The organism is Ancylobacter sp. TW_SC_1 (genome assembly GCF_056836805.1).
This window is the reverse complement of the sequence record NZ_CM166365.1, coordinates 1,314,646-1,332,700: the sequence shown is the minus strand read 5'-3', so window position 1 is coordinate 1,332,700 and position 18,055 is coordinate 1,314,646. Positions and strand designations below refer to the sequence as shown.

At 65.9% G+C, this 18,055-nt stretch carries 16 protein-coding genes; 7 read left to right on the top strand and 9 right to left on the bottom strand.

Features of this window, described 5'->3' with window-relative positions; all coding sequences use genetic code 11:
- Nucleotides 1-102 precede the first annotated feature (102 nt).
- Genes AC1PZ7_RS06170 through AC1PZ7_RS06150 form a run of 5 tightly spaced genes read right to left on the bottom strand, consistent with a single transcriptional unit; the run spans nt 103 to nt 4,509 of the window.
- A complete protein-coding gene (locus AC1PZ7_RS06170) occupies nt 103-1,311 on the bottom strand; it encodes a DegT/DnrJ/EryC1/StrS family aminotransferase (RefSeq protein ID WP_482358618.1) in 1,209 nt (402 codons plus the stop codon).
- Between the two features lie 2 nt (nt 1,312-1,313).
- Nucleotides 1,314-1,955 (bottom strand): acetyltransferase, encoded by a 642-nt coding sequence (locus AC1PZ7_RS06165; protein WP_482358617.1) that lies wholly within the window; start codon nt 1,953-1,955, stop codon nt 1,314-1,316.
- Nucleotides 1,955-2,554: a sugar transferase gene (locus AC1PZ7_RS06160; RefSeq protein ID WP_482358616.1), complete on the bottom strand. Its 600-nt coding sequence runs from the start codon at nt 2,552-2,554 to the stop codon at nt 1,955-1,957. The genes AC1PZ7_RS06165 and AC1PZ7_RS06160 overlap by 1 nt, the downstream gene beginning before the upstream one ends.
- Nucleotides 2,551-4,077: an O-antigen ligase family protein gene (locus AC1PZ7_RS06155; protein ID WP_482358615.1), complete on the bottom strand. Its 1,527-nt coding sequence runs from the start codon at nt 4,075-4,077 to the stop codon at nt 2,551-2,553. Before AC1PZ7_RS06155 ends, AC1PZ7_RS06160 begins: the two co-directional genes overlap by 4 nt.
- 6 nt (nt 4,078-4,083) lie before the next feature.
- The gene (locus AC1PZ7_RS06150) at nt 4,084-4,509 is read right to left on the bottom strand and encodes a hypothetical protein (RefSeq protein WP_482358614.1); all 426 of its coding nucleotides are present in this window, start codon (nt 4,507-4,509) and stop codon (nt 4,084-4,086) included.
- 407 nt (nt 4,510-4,916) lie between these two features.
- On the opposite strand from AC1PZ7_RS06150, the gene AC1PZ7_RS06145 reads away from it, so the two are divergent.
- The 5 genes from AC1PZ7_RS06145 (at nt 4,917) to AC1PZ7_RS06125 (ending at nt 11,317) form a co-directional block, all read left to right on the top strand.
- A complete protein-coding gene (locus AC1PZ7_RS06145) occupies nt 4,917-5,762 on the top strand; it encodes a tyrosine-protein phosphatase (protein ID WP_482358613.1) in 846 nt (281 codons plus the stop codon).
- On the top strand, nt 5,665-6,543 hold the full coding sequence (locus AC1PZ7_RS06140; RefSeq protein WP_482358612.1) for a polysaccharide biosynthesis/export family protein: 879 nt from the start codon (nt 5,665-5,667) through the stop codon (nt 6,541-6,543). Before AC1PZ7_RS06145 ends, AC1PZ7_RS06140 begins: the two co-directional genes overlap by 98 nt.
- 65 nt (nt 6,544-6,608) lie before the next feature.
- Nucleotides 6,609-8,948 (top strand): GumC family protein, encoded by a 2,340-nt coding sequence (locus AC1PZ7_RS06135; protein WP_482358611.1) that lies wholly within the window; start codon nt 6,609-6,611, stop codon nt 8,946-8,948.
- A gap of 3 nt (nt 8,949-8,951) precedes the next feature.
- Nucleotides 8,952-9,773 (top strand): J domain-containing protein, encoded by an 822-nt coding sequence (locus tag AC1PZ7_RS06130; RefSeq protein WP_482358610.1) that lies wholly within the window; start codon nt 8,952-8,954, stop codon nt 9,771-9,773.
- The gene (locus AC1PZ7_RS06125) at nt 9,770-11,317 is read left to right on the top strand and encodes a hypothetical protein (protein ID WP_482358609.1); all 1,548 of its coding nucleotides are present in this window, start codon (nt 9,770-9,772) and stop codon (nt 11,315-11,317) included. Before AC1PZ7_RS06130 ends, AC1PZ7_RS06125 begins: the two co-directional genes overlap by 4 nt.
- Before the next feature lie 41 nt (nt 11,318-11,358).
- Here the strand turns inward: AC1PZ7_RS06125 and AC1PZ7_RS06120 are convergent, their stop codons facing one another.
- The 4 genes from AC1PZ7_RS06120 to arcD all read right to left on the bottom strand — a co-directional run bounded on the left by AC1PZ7_RS06120 (nt 11,359) and on the right by arcD (nt 16,215).
- A complete protein-coding gene (locus tag AC1PZ7_RS06120; RefSeq protein ID WP_482358608.1) occupies nt 11,359-12,597 on the bottom strand; it encodes an arginine deiminase in 1,239 nt (412 codons plus the stop codon).
- Nucleotides 12,594-13,562, bottom strand: a complete 969-nt coding sequence (gene arcC / locus AC1PZ7_RS06115) for a carbamate kinase (protein WP_482358607.1) — start codon at nt 13,560-13,562, stop codon at nt 12,594-12,596. Before arcC ends, AC1PZ7_RS06120 begins: the two co-directional genes overlap by 4 nt.
- 4 nt (nt 13,563-13,566) lie before the next feature.
- On the bottom strand, nt 13,567-14,571 hold the full coding sequence (locus AC1PZ7_RS06110) for an ornithine carbamoyltransferase (protein ID WP_482358606.1): 1,005 nt from the start codon (nt 14,569-14,571) through the stop codon (nt 13,567-13,569).
- A gap of 144 nt (nt 14,572-14,715) precedes the next feature.
- Nucleotides 14,716-16,215, bottom strand: coding sequence for an arginine-ornithine antiporter (gene arcD, locus AC1PZ7_RS06105; protein ID WP_482358605.1), 1,500 nt, complete (start codon nt 16,213-16,215; stop codon nt 14,716-14,718).
- Between the two features lie 378 nt (nt 16,216-16,593).
- Here arcD and ppk2 point away from each other — a divergent pair, with 378 nt between their 5' ends.
- Together ppk2 and AC1PZ7_RS06095 are read left to right on the top strand one after the other, a co-directional pair.
- On the top strand, nt 16,594-17,400 hold the full coding sequence (gene ppk2, locus AC1PZ7_RS06100) for a polyphosphate kinase 2 (protein ID WP_482358604.1): 807 nt from the start codon (nt 16,594-16,596) through the stop codon (nt 17,398-17,400).
- A 56-nt stretch (nt 17,401-17,456) separates the two neighbouring features.
- Nucleotides 17,457-17,957, top strand: coding sequence for a hypothetical protein (locus tag AC1PZ7_RS06095; RefSeq protein ID WP_482358603.1), 501 nt, complete (start codon nt 17,457-17,459; stop codon nt 17,955-17,957).
- Nucleotides 17,958-18,055 lie beyond the last annotated feature (98 nt).

Here is an 18,055-nt window from a genome sequence, read left to right as displayed (position 1 = left end):
TGAGAACGCCGCCCGTCATATCTGTGTCCGCCCTTCGGCGCTGTCTGTTACGCCCACAAATGTGCGGACCTTTGGTAGCTCCCTCCCTACGTGGAGTCGGCCTCAATGGTTCCTGAAAGCCCGGGCCAACACCTGCGCGGCGGCTGCCCCGGTGCGTTTTACCTCATCCGCCGTCAGCGTGGGATGAACCAAAAACATCACGCTCGTCTCACCCAGCTCTCGCGCCAGCGGAAGCCGTTCCCGCGGCTGCCAGCCTGTCGCCTCGAAGGCCTTCTCCAGATAAACCTCCGAGCAACTGCCCTGATAACAGGGCACATCGAACGTATTTATTTCGGATATGATACGGTCACGCGACCAGCCATGTCGCAGTTTATTCGGCTGCACATAAACGTAAAGTTTGTAGCGGGCGTGACTATCCGTGGATGGGGCGAGAGCGCTGCGGTCCGGCGGGGCCGGCACGCGCAGGCCGCAGCCGGCGAAAGGCGCGAGCGCGTCCAGTATCCTGTCGGCATTGGCGCGCCGCGTGGCCACCCAGTCATCGACATGCCGCAGCTGCACCCGCCCGATCGCGGCCTGCATTTCGAGCATGCGCCAATTGGTACCGAAGCTCTCGTGCAGCCAGCGGAAGCCCGGCGGGTGCTGGCGGTTATATACCGCGTCCCAGCTCTTGCCGTGGTCCTTGTAGGCCCACATGCGCGCCCAGAGATCGGCGTCGTCGGTGGTGACCATCCCCCCCTCGCCGCCGGTAGTCATGATCTTGTCCTGGCAGAAGGACCAGGCGCCGACATGGCCGATCGAGCCGACGCTGCGCCCGCGATAACGGGCGCCATGGGCCTGCGCGCAGTCCTCGATCACCTTGAAGCCATGGCGCGCCGCCAATTCCATGATCGGGTCCATGTCGCAGGGCCATCCCGCCAGATGGACCAGCACCACGGCGCGGGTGCAGGGGGTGAGGACGGCGGCGATGGTGTCGGCGGTCAGGTTACCGCTCTCCCGGTCGACATCGGCGAAGACCGGCGTCGCCCCCGCATTCACCACGCAGGACACCGAGGCGATAAAGGTGCGGGGGGTGACAACGACCTCGTCGCCCGGCCCGATGCCAAGGCCATGTAGGGCCAGATCGAGCGCCACCGTGCCATTGGCGAGGGCGATGGCGCGGCGCGTGCCAGCCCAGGCGGCGAATTCGCGCTCGAACGCCCGCCCCTCCTCGCCGGTCCAGTAGTTGACCTTATTGGAGGCAAGGACGCGCTGGACGGCCACCATCTCCTCAGAGGTGAAGCTCGGCCAGGGAGAGAAGGGACCACCAAGCATGATCAGGACTTAACGAGCGGGCGCGCCGGATTTCCGACAACCGTCACCCCGGGCGGCACGCTCTTGGTAACCACTGCACCCATGCCGATGACCGCTTCCCTGCCAATGACGATCGGCGCACCCGGATTTCCCTGCCGAATGACAGCCCCCGTGCCGATATAGGCATGGTCCTCGATCACCACATTTCCGTTGCATTGAACGCAAGGCGCAAGCGTCACGAAGTCACCCACAACGCAATCATGCGCAACATAAGAATAAATGTTCGCGTGAAAGTTTCTACCGATGGTCACGTTTGACGTTAACGTTACAAACCCACATAAAATATGACCTTCGCCCAAGGTCACAGCATCGAGAATACGTACGTTGTCAGCCTTCACGTCAACGAAACCGACACCAGTAGCCAAGCATTTATCAACGATGGCCTCACGCACCTGCGAATTGGCAATCGCGATGGCGACTTTTTTCTCGGACGCCGGAGCGGCCGCGAATGCCTCCCAGTTCATGACCCGGTGGCCGTTCACGCTATCGGCGTCGACATTATCGTCGATAAAGACCGCCTCGGCGCCAACCGGAACGTGGGCCCGAAGCAAGGGCATAACCTCGCGGCCAAAACCGCTCGCCCCATAAACCGCAAAGAGCTTCATCAACGTTGCTCCCCGCCGCCGCCGAATTTTGCCATCGTCGCCTGGCCCGCTGCGCTGATGCCTTCGCGCATGAACACTTTCGCCGCCGTCAGCCACAGTATCTTGATATCAAGAGCGATGCTACGATTGTCTATGTACCAGACATCCATGGCAAATTTCTCGTCCCACGAAATCGAATTCCGCCCGTTCACCTGAGCCCAGCCGGTGATGCCCGGACGCACCTCGTGGCGGCGAGCCTGCTCCGGCGAATAAAGCGGGAGATACTCCATCAGCAACGGCCGCGGCCCGACGAGGCTCATCTCGCCCTTCAGGACGTTCCAGAGTTCGGGGAGTTCATCAAGGCTGGACGAGCGCAGGAAGCGGCCGAGGCGGGTCAGGCGCTCGGCATCCGGGAGCAGGCTGCCCTCACTGTCGCGCGCATCCGTCATGGTGCGGAACTTGATGATCTCGAATGGCCGGCCGACCAAGCCGGGCCGTTGCTGGCGGAACAAAGCAGGCGAGCCCAGGCGCCAGCGTATGGCAAGCACGAGGACGACAAAAAGCGGCAGCAGGACGATGAGCAGCGTTCCGGCAACGAGAATATCGAAGACGCGCTTCATGAGGTCGGCGATCCAACTTCAGGCGACTGGACGGATCGGCGTCCATGCCCCAAGCCCGGGGAGATACCCCTACGCGGAATCAATGCGCTCCCCTCGGATGATACTTTAATCGCTGATGACGCCGGCGTCATCAGCGCGCAGCAGGCGGCGAAGTAAGCCAACATCGCGGCGGTGCGCAGCGGATAGTCGGCGAAGGAGTGCAGCATCAGCAGGAAGACGGCGAGCGAGGCGCATTGCTGGACGATGCGCGGACGAAGTCCGCCGCGCGGCGCCCGGACGATCCAGACCCGATAGATCCGCTCGCCGAACCAGGCGAGGAAAAGCGCCATCAGCAGCGCCCCGGCCAGACCGGTCTCCAGCAGGAACTCCAGCCAGTCGTCATGCGCTCGGTTGACATATTGCGGGCCCAGCGTATCGGCGCCCTCATAGACCGGGAAGACGGCGGTGAAGGTGCCGAGCCCGGTCCCGAAGGGCAAGGCGTCGAGGGTGGCCTGCAGCGTCGTCGCATTCAGCGTGGCACGCGCGCTGTCGACAAGCCCGGCGTCGAAGCGGCTCAAGAATCGCTCGGCGCCAAGCTGGCCGACCAGCAGGATCAGCGCCGCCAGAACCACGAAGATCGTGCTCCGGACACGCCGCGGCCGCGGCTCCCGGCCACTCAGAACCGAGATGAAGGTTGGCGACATCGCCACGACCGCCGCCAGCTCGACAAGCGCGAGAAGGATGCCGGCGCGCGAGCGGGCCAGCGCGATGCCGGCAAGAAGCAGCAGCGCCACGCAGAAGGCGCCCGACAGCCACAGCACCTTGCGCGGCGTCTGGGTATGAGGGGCCAGCATCTGTTCGTCGCGCGCCACGAACCAGGCGACCCCGAGCAGCAGCGTGACATAGAGCTGCGCGGCGAAATGGTTCCGGTTGGCGAAGAAGCCGACGGCCTCCGAACGATTGCTGATCTCGAAGAAGCGCAGGGCGCTGCCCGGCCCCTGCAGAACCTGTAGGACACCCACGGCCAGCGCGCCAAAGCCGAACACGACCGCCCAACCGACGAAGCGCAGGCGCTGCTCGGCACTGAGGAGGCTCACCAGCAGGAAGAGCGCCAGAGCCGGCAACACGGCGGGCAAGGCGGCAAGGCTCGCCGCGGGATCAACGGAGGAACTCCCCGTGGACGCCACGCCGTCCAGCACCGAACCGCCGCTCGCCACGATGCGCGCCCAAATACCCGACCATCCCGGCGAACCGAACAGAGGCACGAGCTGGGCCAGCGCGATGGCGAGGCCGCAGGCCGCCATGGCCGCGCCGAGCGCCAGGCCGGGCGTCAGCCGGGAGCCTGCCGGCGACGCCCGCAGGCGATCAAGCCAGAACCAGACGGCCAGAAGCAGGAAGGGTATGGAAAAGAACTGCAGGAGCACATCGGCGAAATAGCCGGTCCGCGTCGCCCCGCCGAGAACGATGTTCGCGAAAAGCAAAAGGACCGACGCAGGATACGCCGGTCCCGTATTCGCATGTGGCCTGAGGAACAGCGCCGCCAATCCTGATCAGGGGCTGATCGGAAAGAATTGGGCGCTGCTGCCGCTGTCGGAAAGCGCAATCGCCGCTGCGATGCCGCCACCGACAACGGCCGTGCCGAGAATCACCACCGTGGGGTCGTAGCCCGAAGCGAAGCCGCAACCCGGCACCCGCAGCACCTCGGTCGTGGAACCGGGCACGGTGATGGTCTTTCCATCGCCGAAATCGATCACCGCGCTGCCGGGCCCCTGGACGGCGACCTTGTCGCCGGTCTTGAGCGACGCACCGATGACCGCCGGCGTGAAACCGGCGCCGCGATCCATCGCAACCGAGCCGACGGCCTCCTTCAAGGTACCCGCCACATTGCAGGCATCATTCGTATCAGCGCGGGCGCTGCCGATGGCGCCAATCGCAGCGGCACAAACCACCGCCATCGACAAAAATGAACGCTTCATCCCCCCGGACCTCCATTGACTGCAACGCTTACATACCAGCCGTCGCGTTTGATACCATCTCCGCCGAAGGAAGCAAGTGATGGACCGGCACGATGGGCCGAAGGACACACGTTTGTGGCGAGCGCGGCCAAAATACAACAAATACGTATGGATGCCGATGAAACCTCGTATCGAGGTCGTTAATAATGACTTAAGTGTAGCCCCTCCTTGGCTTTCTGCTTGCGCCGCGGGCGACGCGTCAAAGGACGATTCCGTTTCGCCGGTTGCAGCGGTCACTGTCGAACACTATAAGCGTGCAGACTCAAGCCCCCGGCAAAGTTGACGTCGCCTGGCGGTCCGGTGTGCCGGCCATGCGGCGTTGAGGGTTCCGGGAAGAGGCGAGTACGGAGCGATCCTGAGTTCTGCCGATGATCGACCTCCACAGCCATATTCTGCCTGGCATCGATGACGGAGCGGCCGACCTGTCGGTTGCGCTCGAGATGGCGCGCATGCAGGTCGATCAGGGCGTCGAGATCGTCGCCTGCACCCCGCACATACTGCCCGGCGTCTATCACAATGAAGGCGCCCAGATCCGCAGCGCCGTGGACGCGCTGCAGCGGGTGCTCGACGACGCCGGCCTTCCGCTCATCCTGATCCCCGGCGCGGACAATCATGTCATACCCAATTTCGTGGACGAGCTGCGCAAGGGGCGCATGCTGACGTTGGGTGATACGCGCTACGTGCTGGTGGAGCCGCCGCACAACGTCGCGCCGGCACGCCTCGACGAACTGGTCTTCAACATTCTTTTGGCTAATTACGTCCCTATCATTACCCACCCGGAACGGCTTAAATGGGTGGAAGAAAAATACGATCTGGTCCAGCACATGGCCGATCGCGGGGTTTGGATGCAAGTCACCTCGGGATCACTGAGCGGCCGATTCGGACGCCGGCCGAAATACTGGGCCGAGCGGATGATCAGCGAGGGAATCGTTCATATCCTCGCAAGTGATGCGCATGATACAGTGAGACGTCCGCCGGACCTCGCCGCTGGACGCGAGGCGGCGGCGAGGCTGGTCGGCGCGGCGGAAGCCGAGCAGATGGTCGCAGGGCGACCGAGGGACATTGTCTTGAACAGGGCGGCCGCCGAGAGCGCGCCGAGAGCGGTGGAACGGTTCGATGAGGCTGGGCGGGAAGACAGGGACAGTGTCCGCACGAATCGCCGCGCTGGCGGCGGCGATCTTCTTGGCCGGCTGCGTCGCTTCTTCGACCGATAAGGGCACCGCTCTCAACGACGGCATGGCCTCCAGCACCTCCGCCGCCAGCTTCGCGGAAACCGGCACACCGGCGCCGACATCCGCGTCGCGCACGGCCGCCCTATCATCCACGGCCGGATCGTCCACGGCCGCGCCGTCCACCACCGGCGCGGCGATTCCCGTCAGCGGCGAGACCGCGCACGTCCCGGCCAGCGAAGTCAGCGCCGTCACCGCTGCCGGCACGCCCGGCAGCGACGGCTATCGGGTCGGGCCGCTGGACGTGCTCGACATCACCGTATTCAAGGTCGAGGACCTCACCAAGACGGTGCAAGTGTCCGAGAGTGGCAAGTTCGGCTACCCGCTGATCGGCGAGGTGCAGGCAAGCGGCAAGACCGTCAGCGAGATCGAGAAGGACCTCGCCACCAAGCTCGGCGGCAACTATCTGCGCAACCCGCAGGTCACGGTTCTGGTGAAGGAATATAACAGCCACCGGATCACGGTCGAAGGATCGGTCAAGAAGCCGGGCGTGTTCCCCATGCAGGGGCCGATGACCCTGCTCCAGTCGCTGGCGATGGCCGGCGGGCTCGAGGAGGTCGCCGACGGCTCGCTGATCGTCTTCCGCAAGGTCGATGGCAAGAGCGCTGCCGCCCGGTTCAACATGGCGGATCTGCGCTCGCAAAAGGCTGACGACCCGGATATGCAGCCCGGCGACATCGTCATGGTACCGTCCTCCGACCTGAAGATCGGCCTGTCGTACATTATGCGGGCGGTGCCGCTGTTGAACGCCTTCATGCTATTGTAAAAGACAGGTGTGATCGGCTGCGGCAAGCAGCGGAACGGCGGGCAAAAGGAAATCGAGACGGATTGATGCGGGACGAGGGCGTGGAGGGCGGCCGCCCGGGCGGAGGCGAACGGAATCTCCCGGCGGTGCCGGAGGGCCGCAACCTGCCGGCGGTGCGCGAGAGCTATGGCTACGGCGTTGGGGCCTATCCCGCGGCCGAACCGGCCCAGGAATCGGAGCTGGCCGCCGCCCTCCATCATATGATCTCTGTCGCGTGGAAATGGCGGACGCTGATCCTCGGCACCGCTGGCGCCTTCTTCGCCGTCGGCCTCGCCTATTCCTTCCTGGCGACGCCGCAATATACCGCCGGGGTGCGCATCCAGATCGACCGCGAGCCCGGCAAGATCGTCGATGGCGGCATGACCTCGCCCACCGAGCAGGGCGGAACCGAGTTCCAGAAGACCCAGTACGAGCTCCTGAAAAGCCGCGCCATGTCCGAGCGCGTCGTGGCATCGCTGGCGCTCGAACAGGATCCGGAATTCGGCGTCCCCACGCCGGGATTCCTGAGCGGCCTGTTCGGTCTTTTCTCCGGCCCGCCGGAAGAGGAAGACCCCGCCGCCGTGCAGGACCGGAGACGCGCCGGAGCGGTGGGACGCATCAAGCGGGACGTCGAGATTCATCCCGTCCCCACCTCGCGCCTGGTCGACATCGAATACACCGACCCTTCGCCGCTGCGCGCGGCCGCCGTCGCCAACGCCTATGCGGACGCCTATGTCGCCTCCAATCTCGACAAGCGTTTCGAGGCGAGCTCCTACGCCAAGGTGTTTCTCGAGGACCAGATCAAGCAGCTCAAGCTGCGGCTGGAGGATTCGGAAAAGGCGATGATCGCCTTCTCCGAGCGCGAGAACATGGTCCAGACCAATGACCGGGTCTCGATCGCCGAAAGCAACCTCGCCGCCGCCAACACCGCGCTCGGGCAGCTGATCTCCAACCGCATCCGCGACGAGCAGCTCTGGCAGCAGGTCGAGAGCGCCACCGCGATCAACCTGCCGCAGCTCCTCACCAACAACGTGATCGACGGGCTGCGCACCCAGCGCAACGCGCTCAAGCGCGACTACGAGGAGAAGCTGGAGACCTTCAAGCCCGGCTATCCCGCCATGGTGGAGATCGCCAACAAGATCGCCGAGGTCGACCGCCAGCTCGCCACCGAAGTCTCCACCATCCGCAATTCGCTCAAGGCCGCCTATGAATCCTCGGCGAACCAGGAAGCGCAGATGCGCGACCGGATCACCGAACTGCGCGCCGAGGTCATCGACCTGCAGAAGAAGAGCGTGCGGTACGGCGTGCTGCAGCGCGAGGTCGAATCCAATCGCAACCTCTACAACGACCTGCTGCAGCGCTTTAAGGAAGTCGACGTCGCCAGCGGCGTGGGCACCAACAACATCTTCATCGTCGACCGTGCGCTGCCGCCGGGCAGCCCGTCCCATCCGCGCATTCTGCTCATCGTGGTGGGCGCGATCATGCTGGGGCTGCTCGCCGGCTTCGCCGCCGCCAACCTCATCGAGCTGCTCGACGACCGCATCCGCACGCCGGAGGATGCCGAGAAGGCGACCGGCCTGCCGATCCTCGGCATCGTGCCGCGCGCCCAGTTCCCCAATGGCCTGATCGCCGAGCTGAGCGATCCGCGTTCGGCACTGGCCGAGGCCTATCGCTCGCTGGCGACCTCGCTGCAGTTCTCCACCGAGACCGGCCTGCCGCGCACGCTCGTCGTCACCAGCGCCGGCGCCTCCGAAGGCAAATCGAGCACCGCGATCGCGCTGGCGCGCCATTTCGCCATCACCGGCAAGAAGGTGCTGCTGATCGACGCCGATCTGCGCCGTCCCTCGGTCCACACCAAGCTCGGCTATGACAACGCGGTCGGCCTGACCAACTGCCTGACCGGCATGGCCACGCTGCACGACGTGATCCAGCCCACCGACATCGCCAACCTCACCTTCATGGCCTCCGGCCCGCTGCCCCCCAACGCGGCGGAAATCCTCGGCGGGACGCATGTGTTCTCGCTGATCTCGGTCGGACTGGAAATGTACGACCTCATCGTCTTCGACAGCCCGCCCATGCTCAGCATCGCCGATGCGCAGCTGCTCGGCGCGGCGGCCGCGGCGACCATCTTCGTGACCGGTGCCGGCGACGGGCGTCGGGCGGTGGCGCGGAACGCGCTGCGGCGCCTCCAGCTCGCACGTGCCGTGACGATCGGCGTCGTTCTGACCAAGTTCGACCTGCGCAGTGCCACCTATGGCTATGGTTACGGCTATGGATACGGCTACGGCACGGAGAACGTGGACCGCAGCGAGTCCGGCGGCGTGAAGGGCTTCCTGCCGAAGTTCGCGCGCCGCGAGCCGAAGTCGAACGAATCCGAAGTGGCCTGAGCGATGGCGGAGTTCGACGCGCTCGACGCCGCGCTCGCGCTGTTCAAGGATCCGGTCTCGGCACGCGCACTGCAGCGGAGGGAACTGCCGGCGGGCGTTTTCGTCGTGCTCGCCATCGCCGTCGGCGAAGAGCCCACGCTGGTGGCGGCGGAGCAGCGCACCGGCCTGCCCCGCAGCATGCTGCAGGAGGCCGCCTGCTTCTTCATCGAGCAGGCTCAGTTCGACTACCACGCGGACAGCTACCGCGTGCTGGGCGGTTCCCGCTCCTCCACGCATGACGAACTCCGGCGCAACATGGCGTTGCTCATGCGCTGGCTGCATCCGGACCTGCAGGCCTCGCGCGCTCGCGCGATCGCCGACCGCGAGGTGTTCAGCGCCCGCGTCACGCGCGCCTGGGAAGACCTCAAGAGCGACGAACGGCGCGCCAGCTACGACCGGCAACACCCCGCCGCTGCCGTCCCTGATGATGGCGCCAAGCGAAGCCCGTTTCGCAAGGCCGGGCGCACCGACGCGGCGCGAAGCAAACCGCCGGAAAGCACCGCCAAGACCCGCCCGGGCGGCGAGAACACCGCTGGTGCCAGGATGGCAGGCGCCAGGACGACCGGTGCGAGATCGGCCGGCGTGAGGACGGCCGGTGAGAGGTCGGCAGGACAGTCGACCAGCAAGAAGCCGGCGGCGAAGGATGCCGGCAAGGGACGCCGCCCCGCCAGCGCCGTCCAGATCGTGCCCCGCGCGCGGCGGCGCTTCCTTCCCCTGAGCGTGCGCAAGATCGAGGGCGGCTCGTTCTGGCTGCGGCTCTGGAGCTTGTTCTGGAGAACACAATGACGGTGCTTTCCGGCGGCCGGGAACCGAAGACACGCCGACGGCCGTCGCGACGGCGCGACAGCGGAGGCGAACGGCGCCCGCGCCTGGTGTGGCTGCGCAATCTGCGACTTGCCATCGCCGTGCATCCGGTGCGGTCGGCCGCGTTCCTCGCGGCAGGGCTTCTGCTGGCGGGTTTCATCGCGACCACCTCCTTGCCGATGGCGATCGCCGATCGCCATCCCCAGCTCGCCCTCCTGCTCCATCCCGGGCATCCCCAGGCTCTGCTGGCGCTGGCGCGTGCCGAACGGCAGGCAATGGCCGACCTTCCGGCCGTCACCGAAGAGGAAGGCACCGCCACCGACACCGGCACCCTCGCGGAGAGCTCGCCGGCCGATGTGGCAATGCCCGATCCGGCGGCGGAAGGACCGTCCGAGCCGCCGGCTCCCGCCGAGACCGCCGACACGGCCACCGAGGCCCCTCCCCCGACGGCGGCGGAAATCGCCGGACACCGGGCCAATATCCACGACCTCGCCACTCGCGTGATCGAACGCGCGCCCCTGAACGCCGCGGCCTTCCGGATGCGGGGCGACACATCCGACGATCTCGATACCAGCCGGCAGGCGATGGTCGAAGCGATCGCCCGGTCGCGCCGCGAGACCGTCGCGGCCTTCTGGCTGCTGCACCACGACTATGAGCGCCGTGACTATCCGGGCGTGGTGCGGATGGCCGACATACTCCTGAAGACCCGGCCAGCGCTCAATCTCTACACGCTCAGCTATCTCGATTCGCTGATCCTCACGCCAGAGGGCCGGGATGCGCTGACGGCCATGCTGGTCCAGCAACCGAGCTGGCGCCGGCTGTTCTTTGGCACGCTCGGCCGGCAGCTCTCCGCCTCCGACGCGCCGCTCGCTCTTTTCCTGCAACTCAAGGAAGCGGGGAGCCCGCCCACGGAACGCGAGCTCATCCCGTTCCTGCAGGCGCGCATGACCGTCAAGGGCGGAATCCCGGCGGCCTACAACATCTGGCTGCAGCTGCTGCCAAGCAATGAGATCCTCAACATCCGGCCGGTCAACAATCTCGACTTCGCCGGCAATCCGAGCGCGCTGCCGTTCAACTGGAACATTCCGCGCTCGACCAATGCCTTCGTCGACTTCGTGCCCAAGCCGGCCGGCGAGAAGGGCCGCATCCTGCGCGTGCGCTTCGGGGTGGGGCAGGTGAAGTTCGGCAATGTGTACCAGATCGGCTTCCTGCGGCCGGGAACCTATCGCTTCTCCGGGCAGCAGAAGGGCGTCATGTCGGCCAAGCGCGGCATGCGTTGGCAGGTATCTTGTTACCCGAATGGCCCGGTCGCCGGACAGTCGGACCAGTTGCTGGGTTCGCCGCGCCAGTGGCGGGACTTCACCTTCGACTTCACCATCCCCGATGCGCCCCATTGCCAGGCGCAGCTCGTGCGTCTGGTGCATGACGCCCGCTCGACCTCGGAGCGGTTCGCCTCCGGCGAGATCCAGTTCCAGTCACTGGACATCACCCCGGTCGAGGCCACGGACGAGGCCTCCGGCGGCTGAGCCGGCGGCGGGTCACCTCCTCCCGCCGCCATGTCCCGCGCCTAAAGCGGGTCGCGCAGGATCGGGCAGGTCATGCAGTGGCCGCCGCCACGCCCGCGCCCGAGTTCGTCGCCCTCGATGGTGATGACCTCGATGCCGGCCTTGCGCAGCTTGGTGTTGGTGTAGGAGTTGCGCTCATAGCCGACGACGACGCCCGGTGCGAGCGCCACGACATTGTTGCCGTCGTCCCACTGCTCGCGCTCCTGCTCATAGGCATCGCCGCCGGTGGTGATGATGCGCAGATGCTGCAGGCCCAGCGCATCGGCCGCGACCCCGGTGCCGTCCTCGGTGAGGAAAGGGCGGTTCTCGATGTGGTAGTCGACATCCTCCCCGTCGTCGCCCGGCCGCAGGCTGTAGCAGGTGATCTGCTGGCAGACATCGAGGAAGACATTGGCGAGGTCGCGGTCGCACAGCGTGAACACCGTGTCGAGATGCATCGCCGCGCGCGATTTCGGCATCTGGCAGGCCACCACCCGCGTCGCCGCGCCATTGTCGAACAGCGCGCGGGCCATCTGGCCGACCGCCTGCGGGGTGGTGCGCTCGCCCATGCCGACGAACACCACGCCGTTGCCCACCGGCATGACGTCGCCACCCTCCAGCGTCGAGGGACCGAAATCCTCGTCCGGATTGCCCCACCAGACCTTGAAGTCGCCGCCGCGGAACTCCGGATGGAACCGGTAGATCGCGCTCACCAGCAGCGTCTCGGGCTTGCGCGCCGGCCAGTACATCGGATTCACCGTCACGCCGCCATAGACCCAGCAGGAATTGTCGCGGGTGAAGATGGTGTTGGGCAGCGGCGGGATGACGAAGTCGCTCGGCCCGAGATAGGCGCCGAACATGCCGCGCGGCTGGAACGGCAGCTCGAAGCGCGCAATGCCGCCGATCAGGTGCTCGGCGAGCTTGGCCGCCGGCATCTCGTCGAGCCAGGCGCGCAGCTCCCCCAGCATGCCGGCTCCAACGTGATTGGCGGTGATGCGGCGGTCGAGCACCCACTCGCGGCCTTCCTTCGTCTCCAGCACGCGCGCCAGCAGGTCGTGGAACTCCAGCACCTCGACGCCGAAATCGCGCATCTTGTTGCAGAAGTTGAAATGCTCCTTCTGCGCCTCCTGCACCCAGAGCACGTCATCGAACAGCAGCTCGCGGCAATTGCCGGGGGTCAGCCGCTTATGGGCGAGGCCCGGCCGGCAGACCATCACGGTCCGTAGCCGGCCGGCCTCGGAATGCACACCGAACTGCCTCATGACGCTGCTCCCTGAATGTCGGCGAAGCGGATTCCGCTTTCCTCCGTCGTCACGGTCGTGCCGGCATGGCCGGCGATGATGTCGGAAAGATCCTTGAGCGAGCCGATGCAGGCGCGCTTGCCGGTCTCGCGGGCGAAGCGGCAGGCCGCCTCGACCTTCGGCCCCATGGAGCCGGCCGGAAAGGACAGCGCGGCGAGTGCGTCGGGTGACACCCGGCGGACGGCGCGCTGCTTCGGCGTGCCCCAGTCGACATAGACGGCGTCGACATCGGTGAGGATGGCGAGAAGATCGGCGCCGAGTTCGCGCGCCAGCAGTTCGGTGGCGAGATCCTTGTCGATCACGCATTCGACGCCGACGAGACGTCGCCTCTGCCCCGGCTCCTCACCCGGTGCGTACATGGTCGGGATGCCGCCGCCGCCGGCGGCGATCACCACCGTGTTCTGCTCCAGCAGCCAGCGGATCGGCCGCAGCTCGAAGATGCGCTTCGGCGTCGGCGAGGCGACGACGCGCCGCCAGCTCTCGCCGTCGGCCTTGAACACCCAGCCCTTCTCGGCCGCCAGCCGGTCGGCCGCGTCCTTCGGGTAGATCGGCCCGATGAACTTGGTCGGGTTGCCGAAGGCCGGATCGGCCGGATCGACCTCGACCATGGTCAGGAGCGTGGCGAGCGAGCGCTCCATCGGCAGCAGATTGCCGAGTTCCTGCTCGATCATGTAGCCGATCATGCCCTCGGTCTGCGCGCCGAGAACATCGAACGGGTAGGTCTCGACCTTGTCATAGGCCGCGCCCTGCAGGGCGAGCAGGCCGACCTGCGGGCCGTTGCCGTGCCCGACCACGAGCTGGTGTTCCATCGCGACGGGCGCGAGCGCCTGCGCGGCGACGACGATGTTGGCGCGCTGGTTCTCGGCCGTAAGCGCCTGCCCACGGCGCAGAAGCGCGTTGCCGCCGAGGGCGGTGACGATGAGCATGGCGTCAGTCCCCGAGGGTCGCGACGAGCAGCGCCTTGATGGTGTGCAAACGGTTCTCCGCCTGCTCGAAGGCGATGTTGGCCTCGCTCTCGAACACCTCGTCGGTCACTTCCAGCCCGTCGGTGATGCCGAACTTGTCGGCGATGTCCTTGCCCACCGCGGTCTCGGTGTCGTGGAAGGCGGGCAGGCAGTGCATGAACTTCACCCGCGGATTGCCGCTCGCCTTCATCAGCGCCGCGTTGACCTGGAACGGCGTGAGCAGCTCGATGCGCTCGGCCCATACCTCCTTGGGCTCGCCCATCGACACCCAGACGTCGGTATGGATGAAGTCGACGCCCTTCACGGCGGCTTGCGGATCGTCGGTGATGGTGAGCGTGGCGCCGTACCGCTTCTCAAGGTTGCGGGCGACGGCGACGAACTCATCGGAAGGCCACAGCTTCTTCGGGCCGGCGATGCGCACGTCCATGCCCATCAGGCAACCGACGATCATCAGCGAATGGCCCATATTCGAGCGCGTGTCGCCGACATAGGCGTATTTGATCTCGTGCGCCGGGCGGTCCGAATGCTCGCGCATCGTCATCACGTCGGCGAGCATCTGGGTCGGGTGGTACTCGTCGGTCAGGCCGTTATAGACCGGCACGCCGGCATATTTGGCGAGTTGCTCGACGCCGTGCTGGGAGGCGCCGCGATACTCGATGGCGTCGAACATGCGCCCCAGAACGCGCGCCGTGTCCTTGAAGGATTCCTTGTGGCCGATCTGCGAGCCGGCCGGGTCGAGATAGGTCACATGCGCGCCCTGGTCGTGACAGGCGACCTCGAAGGCGCAGCGCGTGCGCGTGCTGGTCTTCTCGAAGATCAGCACGATCTCGCGACCCTTCAGATGCGGCTCCTCGGTCCGCGAGTACTTGGCCCGCTTCAGGTCGCGGGCGAGGTCGAGCAGATACTGGAATTCGCGCTGCGTGTAGTCCTGCACGGTCAGGAGGGAACGGTTGCGCAGATTGAAGGACATGGAACGTCTCCTTGAGGGAGGAAGGGGGATTGGCGCGGACACCCGATCGGCGCGCGAACCGGCCGGCGGCCACCGCCGCTCCGCCGGCCGCGGGATATCCCGCGGGACAGGGCGCCCCGCGGGCCAGGCCATGCCGGCCGCCGCTCAGAGCGGGCTGATGACGCCGGTCCAGATCAGGTAGAAGGCGAGCACCGCAAGGGCGATCATCGCCAGCCCCAGCAGAAGATCGATCCCGGTATAGGGGCGCGCCCCGCGCTCGCGGCAGGCGATGGCGTAGACGATGAGGCCGGGCGTGAAGAGCAGCGTCGCCATCAGCAGGTACTGGAGCCCCGCCGCATAGACCAGCCACAGGCCGTACAGCGTGGCCACCAGCCCCACGATCAGGTCGCGCCGGCGCTGCCCCTCGTCGCCGCCCTTGTAGGTCTCGCCGCTCAGCGCCAGCTTGAGCGCGTAACCACCCGAGAACACGTAGGGCGGCAGGATCGCCACCGAGGCGATGAAGTAGAAGAAATTGTAGGCGTCCTTGGAGAAGTAGGTCATCACGAGGAAGGCCTGCACGCACAGGTTCGTCACCCAGAGCGAGTTGATCGGCGTGCCGCGCGCATTCTCGGCCGCGAACCAGCGCGGGAAGGTGCCGTCCTTGCCGCAGGTGTAGGGAATCTCGGCGCTGAGCAGCGTCCAGCTCAGGAAGGCGCCGCCGACCGAGATGATCAGGCCGAGATTGATCAGCCCGGCGCCCCACGGCCCGACGACATATTCCAGCACGCCCGCCATCGAGGGCACCTTCTGCCCGGCGAGTTCCGGCTGCGACATGATGCCGACCGAGAGCAGCGAGACGAGGACATAGATGATCAGCGCGCCGACGAAGCCGATCACCGTGGCGCGTCCGACATCGGCCCGGTTCGCGGCGCGGGCGGAATAGACGCTGGCGCCCTCGACGCCGATGAACACCCACAGCGTGACAAGCATGGTGCTCTTCACCTGTTCGAACAGGTTGCCGAGCCCGGCGCCCTCGCCCGTTCCCGTGCCGATGTTGCGGAAGGCGGCGAGGAACAGGTCGAAATTGAAGGCAACGATAGCGACCAGGATGAACACCAGGATCGGCACCAGCTTGGCCGCCGTGGTGATGGCGTTGGCGAAGGCCGCCTCCTTCACGCCCTTGAGGATCAGCGCGTGGATGCCCCACAGGGCGGCGGAGGCGCCGATGATGGAGATGACGTTGTTGCCGTCGCCGAAGATCGGCGCGAAGTAGGACAGCGCCGAGAAGATCGCCACCGCATAGGCGACGTTGCCGAGAAAGGCGCTGATCCAGTAGCCCCAGGCGCTGTTGAAGCCGACAAAGTCGCCGAAGCCCGCCTTGGCGTAGGCATAGGGCCCGTTGTCGAGGTGCGGCTTGCGCAACGACAAACCCTGATAGACGAAGGCCAGCATCAGCATGCCGATGCCGGTGATCACCCAGCCGATCACGATGGCAAGCGGCGAGGCCCCGCGCGACATGTCGCTCGGCAGGTTGAACACGCCGCCGCCGATCATCGAACCGACGACGAGCGCGACCAGCGGCAGCAGCGTCAGCTTTCCCGCCCGTGGGGTGGCGGATGATGAGGCCGGCTTGGCGGCAGGCGAATGTGCCAGGATATCGGTCATCTCGGGGAGGCTCCTCGGCGGGTTCGGCGCTCTCAAGGCGCCAGTTGATCGGCCTCGTCGCCATATCCGCGATCTGCCGGCCTCAAACCGGCCACCTGATGTGTGCCGGGCAAAGTAAAATGCGGAACGAGGACATTGATGGCCGTTTTCACACCCGCTGTTCTTGAGGAAAGTCAAGGAAGCAAGCCTGTCTTTCCTTCAGCATGCAAAAACGTCGTCCGTCGGATCGACGCCTGACGCGAGCGGCAGCTAGGCACGACGAGACGATAGTGCCACTATTAAAGAATAGATCGAGCAGCGACACTGTCCGATCCTAGGGGGAAACCGATGTCGAACCGTGCAGCGCACGCGTTCGATGTCGATTGAAAGACGTGTGACATGAGCAAGGCGACCGGCGACGCCGCCGAAAAGAAGAAGCTGTCCCGCAAGGCCTACGACGAAGAACTGAAACGCCTGCATGGCGAGCTGGTCGGCCTCCAGGAATGGGCGAAGGCGACCGGCGCGAAGATCTGCATTCTCTTCGAAGGGCGCGACGGCGCCGGCAAGGGCGGCGTGATCAAGGCGATCACGGAACGCGTCAGCCCGCGCGTCTTCCGCGTTATCGCGCTTCCTGCCCCCACCGACCGCGAGAAATCGCAGATGTACGCGCAGCGCTACCTGCCGCATCTGCCGGCGGCCGGCGAGGTCGTGATCTTCGACCGCAGCTGGTACAATCGCGCCGGCGTCGAGCGCGTGATGGGCTTCTGCACCGACGAACAGGCCGACAAGTTTCTCCTCACCATCTCCGCCGTGGAACGGGCAATCGTCGAATCCGGCGTCATTCTCCTGAAGTACTGGCTCGAGGTGGGGCAGGAAGAACAGACCCGGCGCCTCGAACAGCGCATCCATGATCCACGCAAGATCTGGAAGCTCTCGCCGATGGACCTGAAGTCCTACAGCCGCTGGTACGACTATTCGCGCGCCCGCGACATCATGTTCGCCGCCTCCGATAACGCCTGGGCGCCCTGGTACGTCGTCGATTCCAACGACAAGAAGCGCGCGCGGCTGAACATCATCACCCACCTGCTTTCGAAGGTGCCGTATGAGGCACCCAAGCGCGACAAGATCAAGCTTCCCAAGCGGCAGAAGCCTAAAAGTTACGTGGAGCCGGAGGACATCCGGCACCATGTGCCCGAGGTCTTCTGAATCGCCCCCGCACGATGATCCGCCAGACATAGACCAGGACGCGACGGAGCAAGACAATGAGTGATACCGGCACCACCCCTCCCGGCAAGGAACATGTGCTTGGCGACGAGAGCTTCATGTCCGCCGCCGATCTTCGCGGCTACATGGACAAGGTCGCGGCCGCGCGGGCCGACGAGGCGGTGGAGGCGATCGACCGCGCCCGGCACGCCAAGGACGATCTGGCCAAGACGCTCGCCCAGCCGATCGAGCTGACCAAGCAGAAGATCGAGGAGATCACCCAGAACCTCCTCATCAAGCTGCGCGCCGCCGCCGAGCGCGGCGAGACCGAGATCATGGTCATGCGCTTTCCCAACAGCCTGTGCGAGGATCACGGGCGCGCGGTAAACAACGCCGAATCGAGCTGGCCGGAGACGCTGACCGGGCGTCCCCGCCAGGCCTACGAATTGTGGCGCGACCACCTCAAGCACGCCGGCTACGGTCTCTCGGCGATGATCGTCGACTGGCCCAACGGCATGCCGGGCGACGTGGGGATGTTCCTTACCTGGGGAAAGAAGTAGAGTCGCGGCCTCGCCGGCCGGACGAGGCGATCGGCCGGCGAGCTTAGAATGTCACATCGGCACGGCGTCCCCCAAAGGCCGCCGCGCCCCTTCCGGAG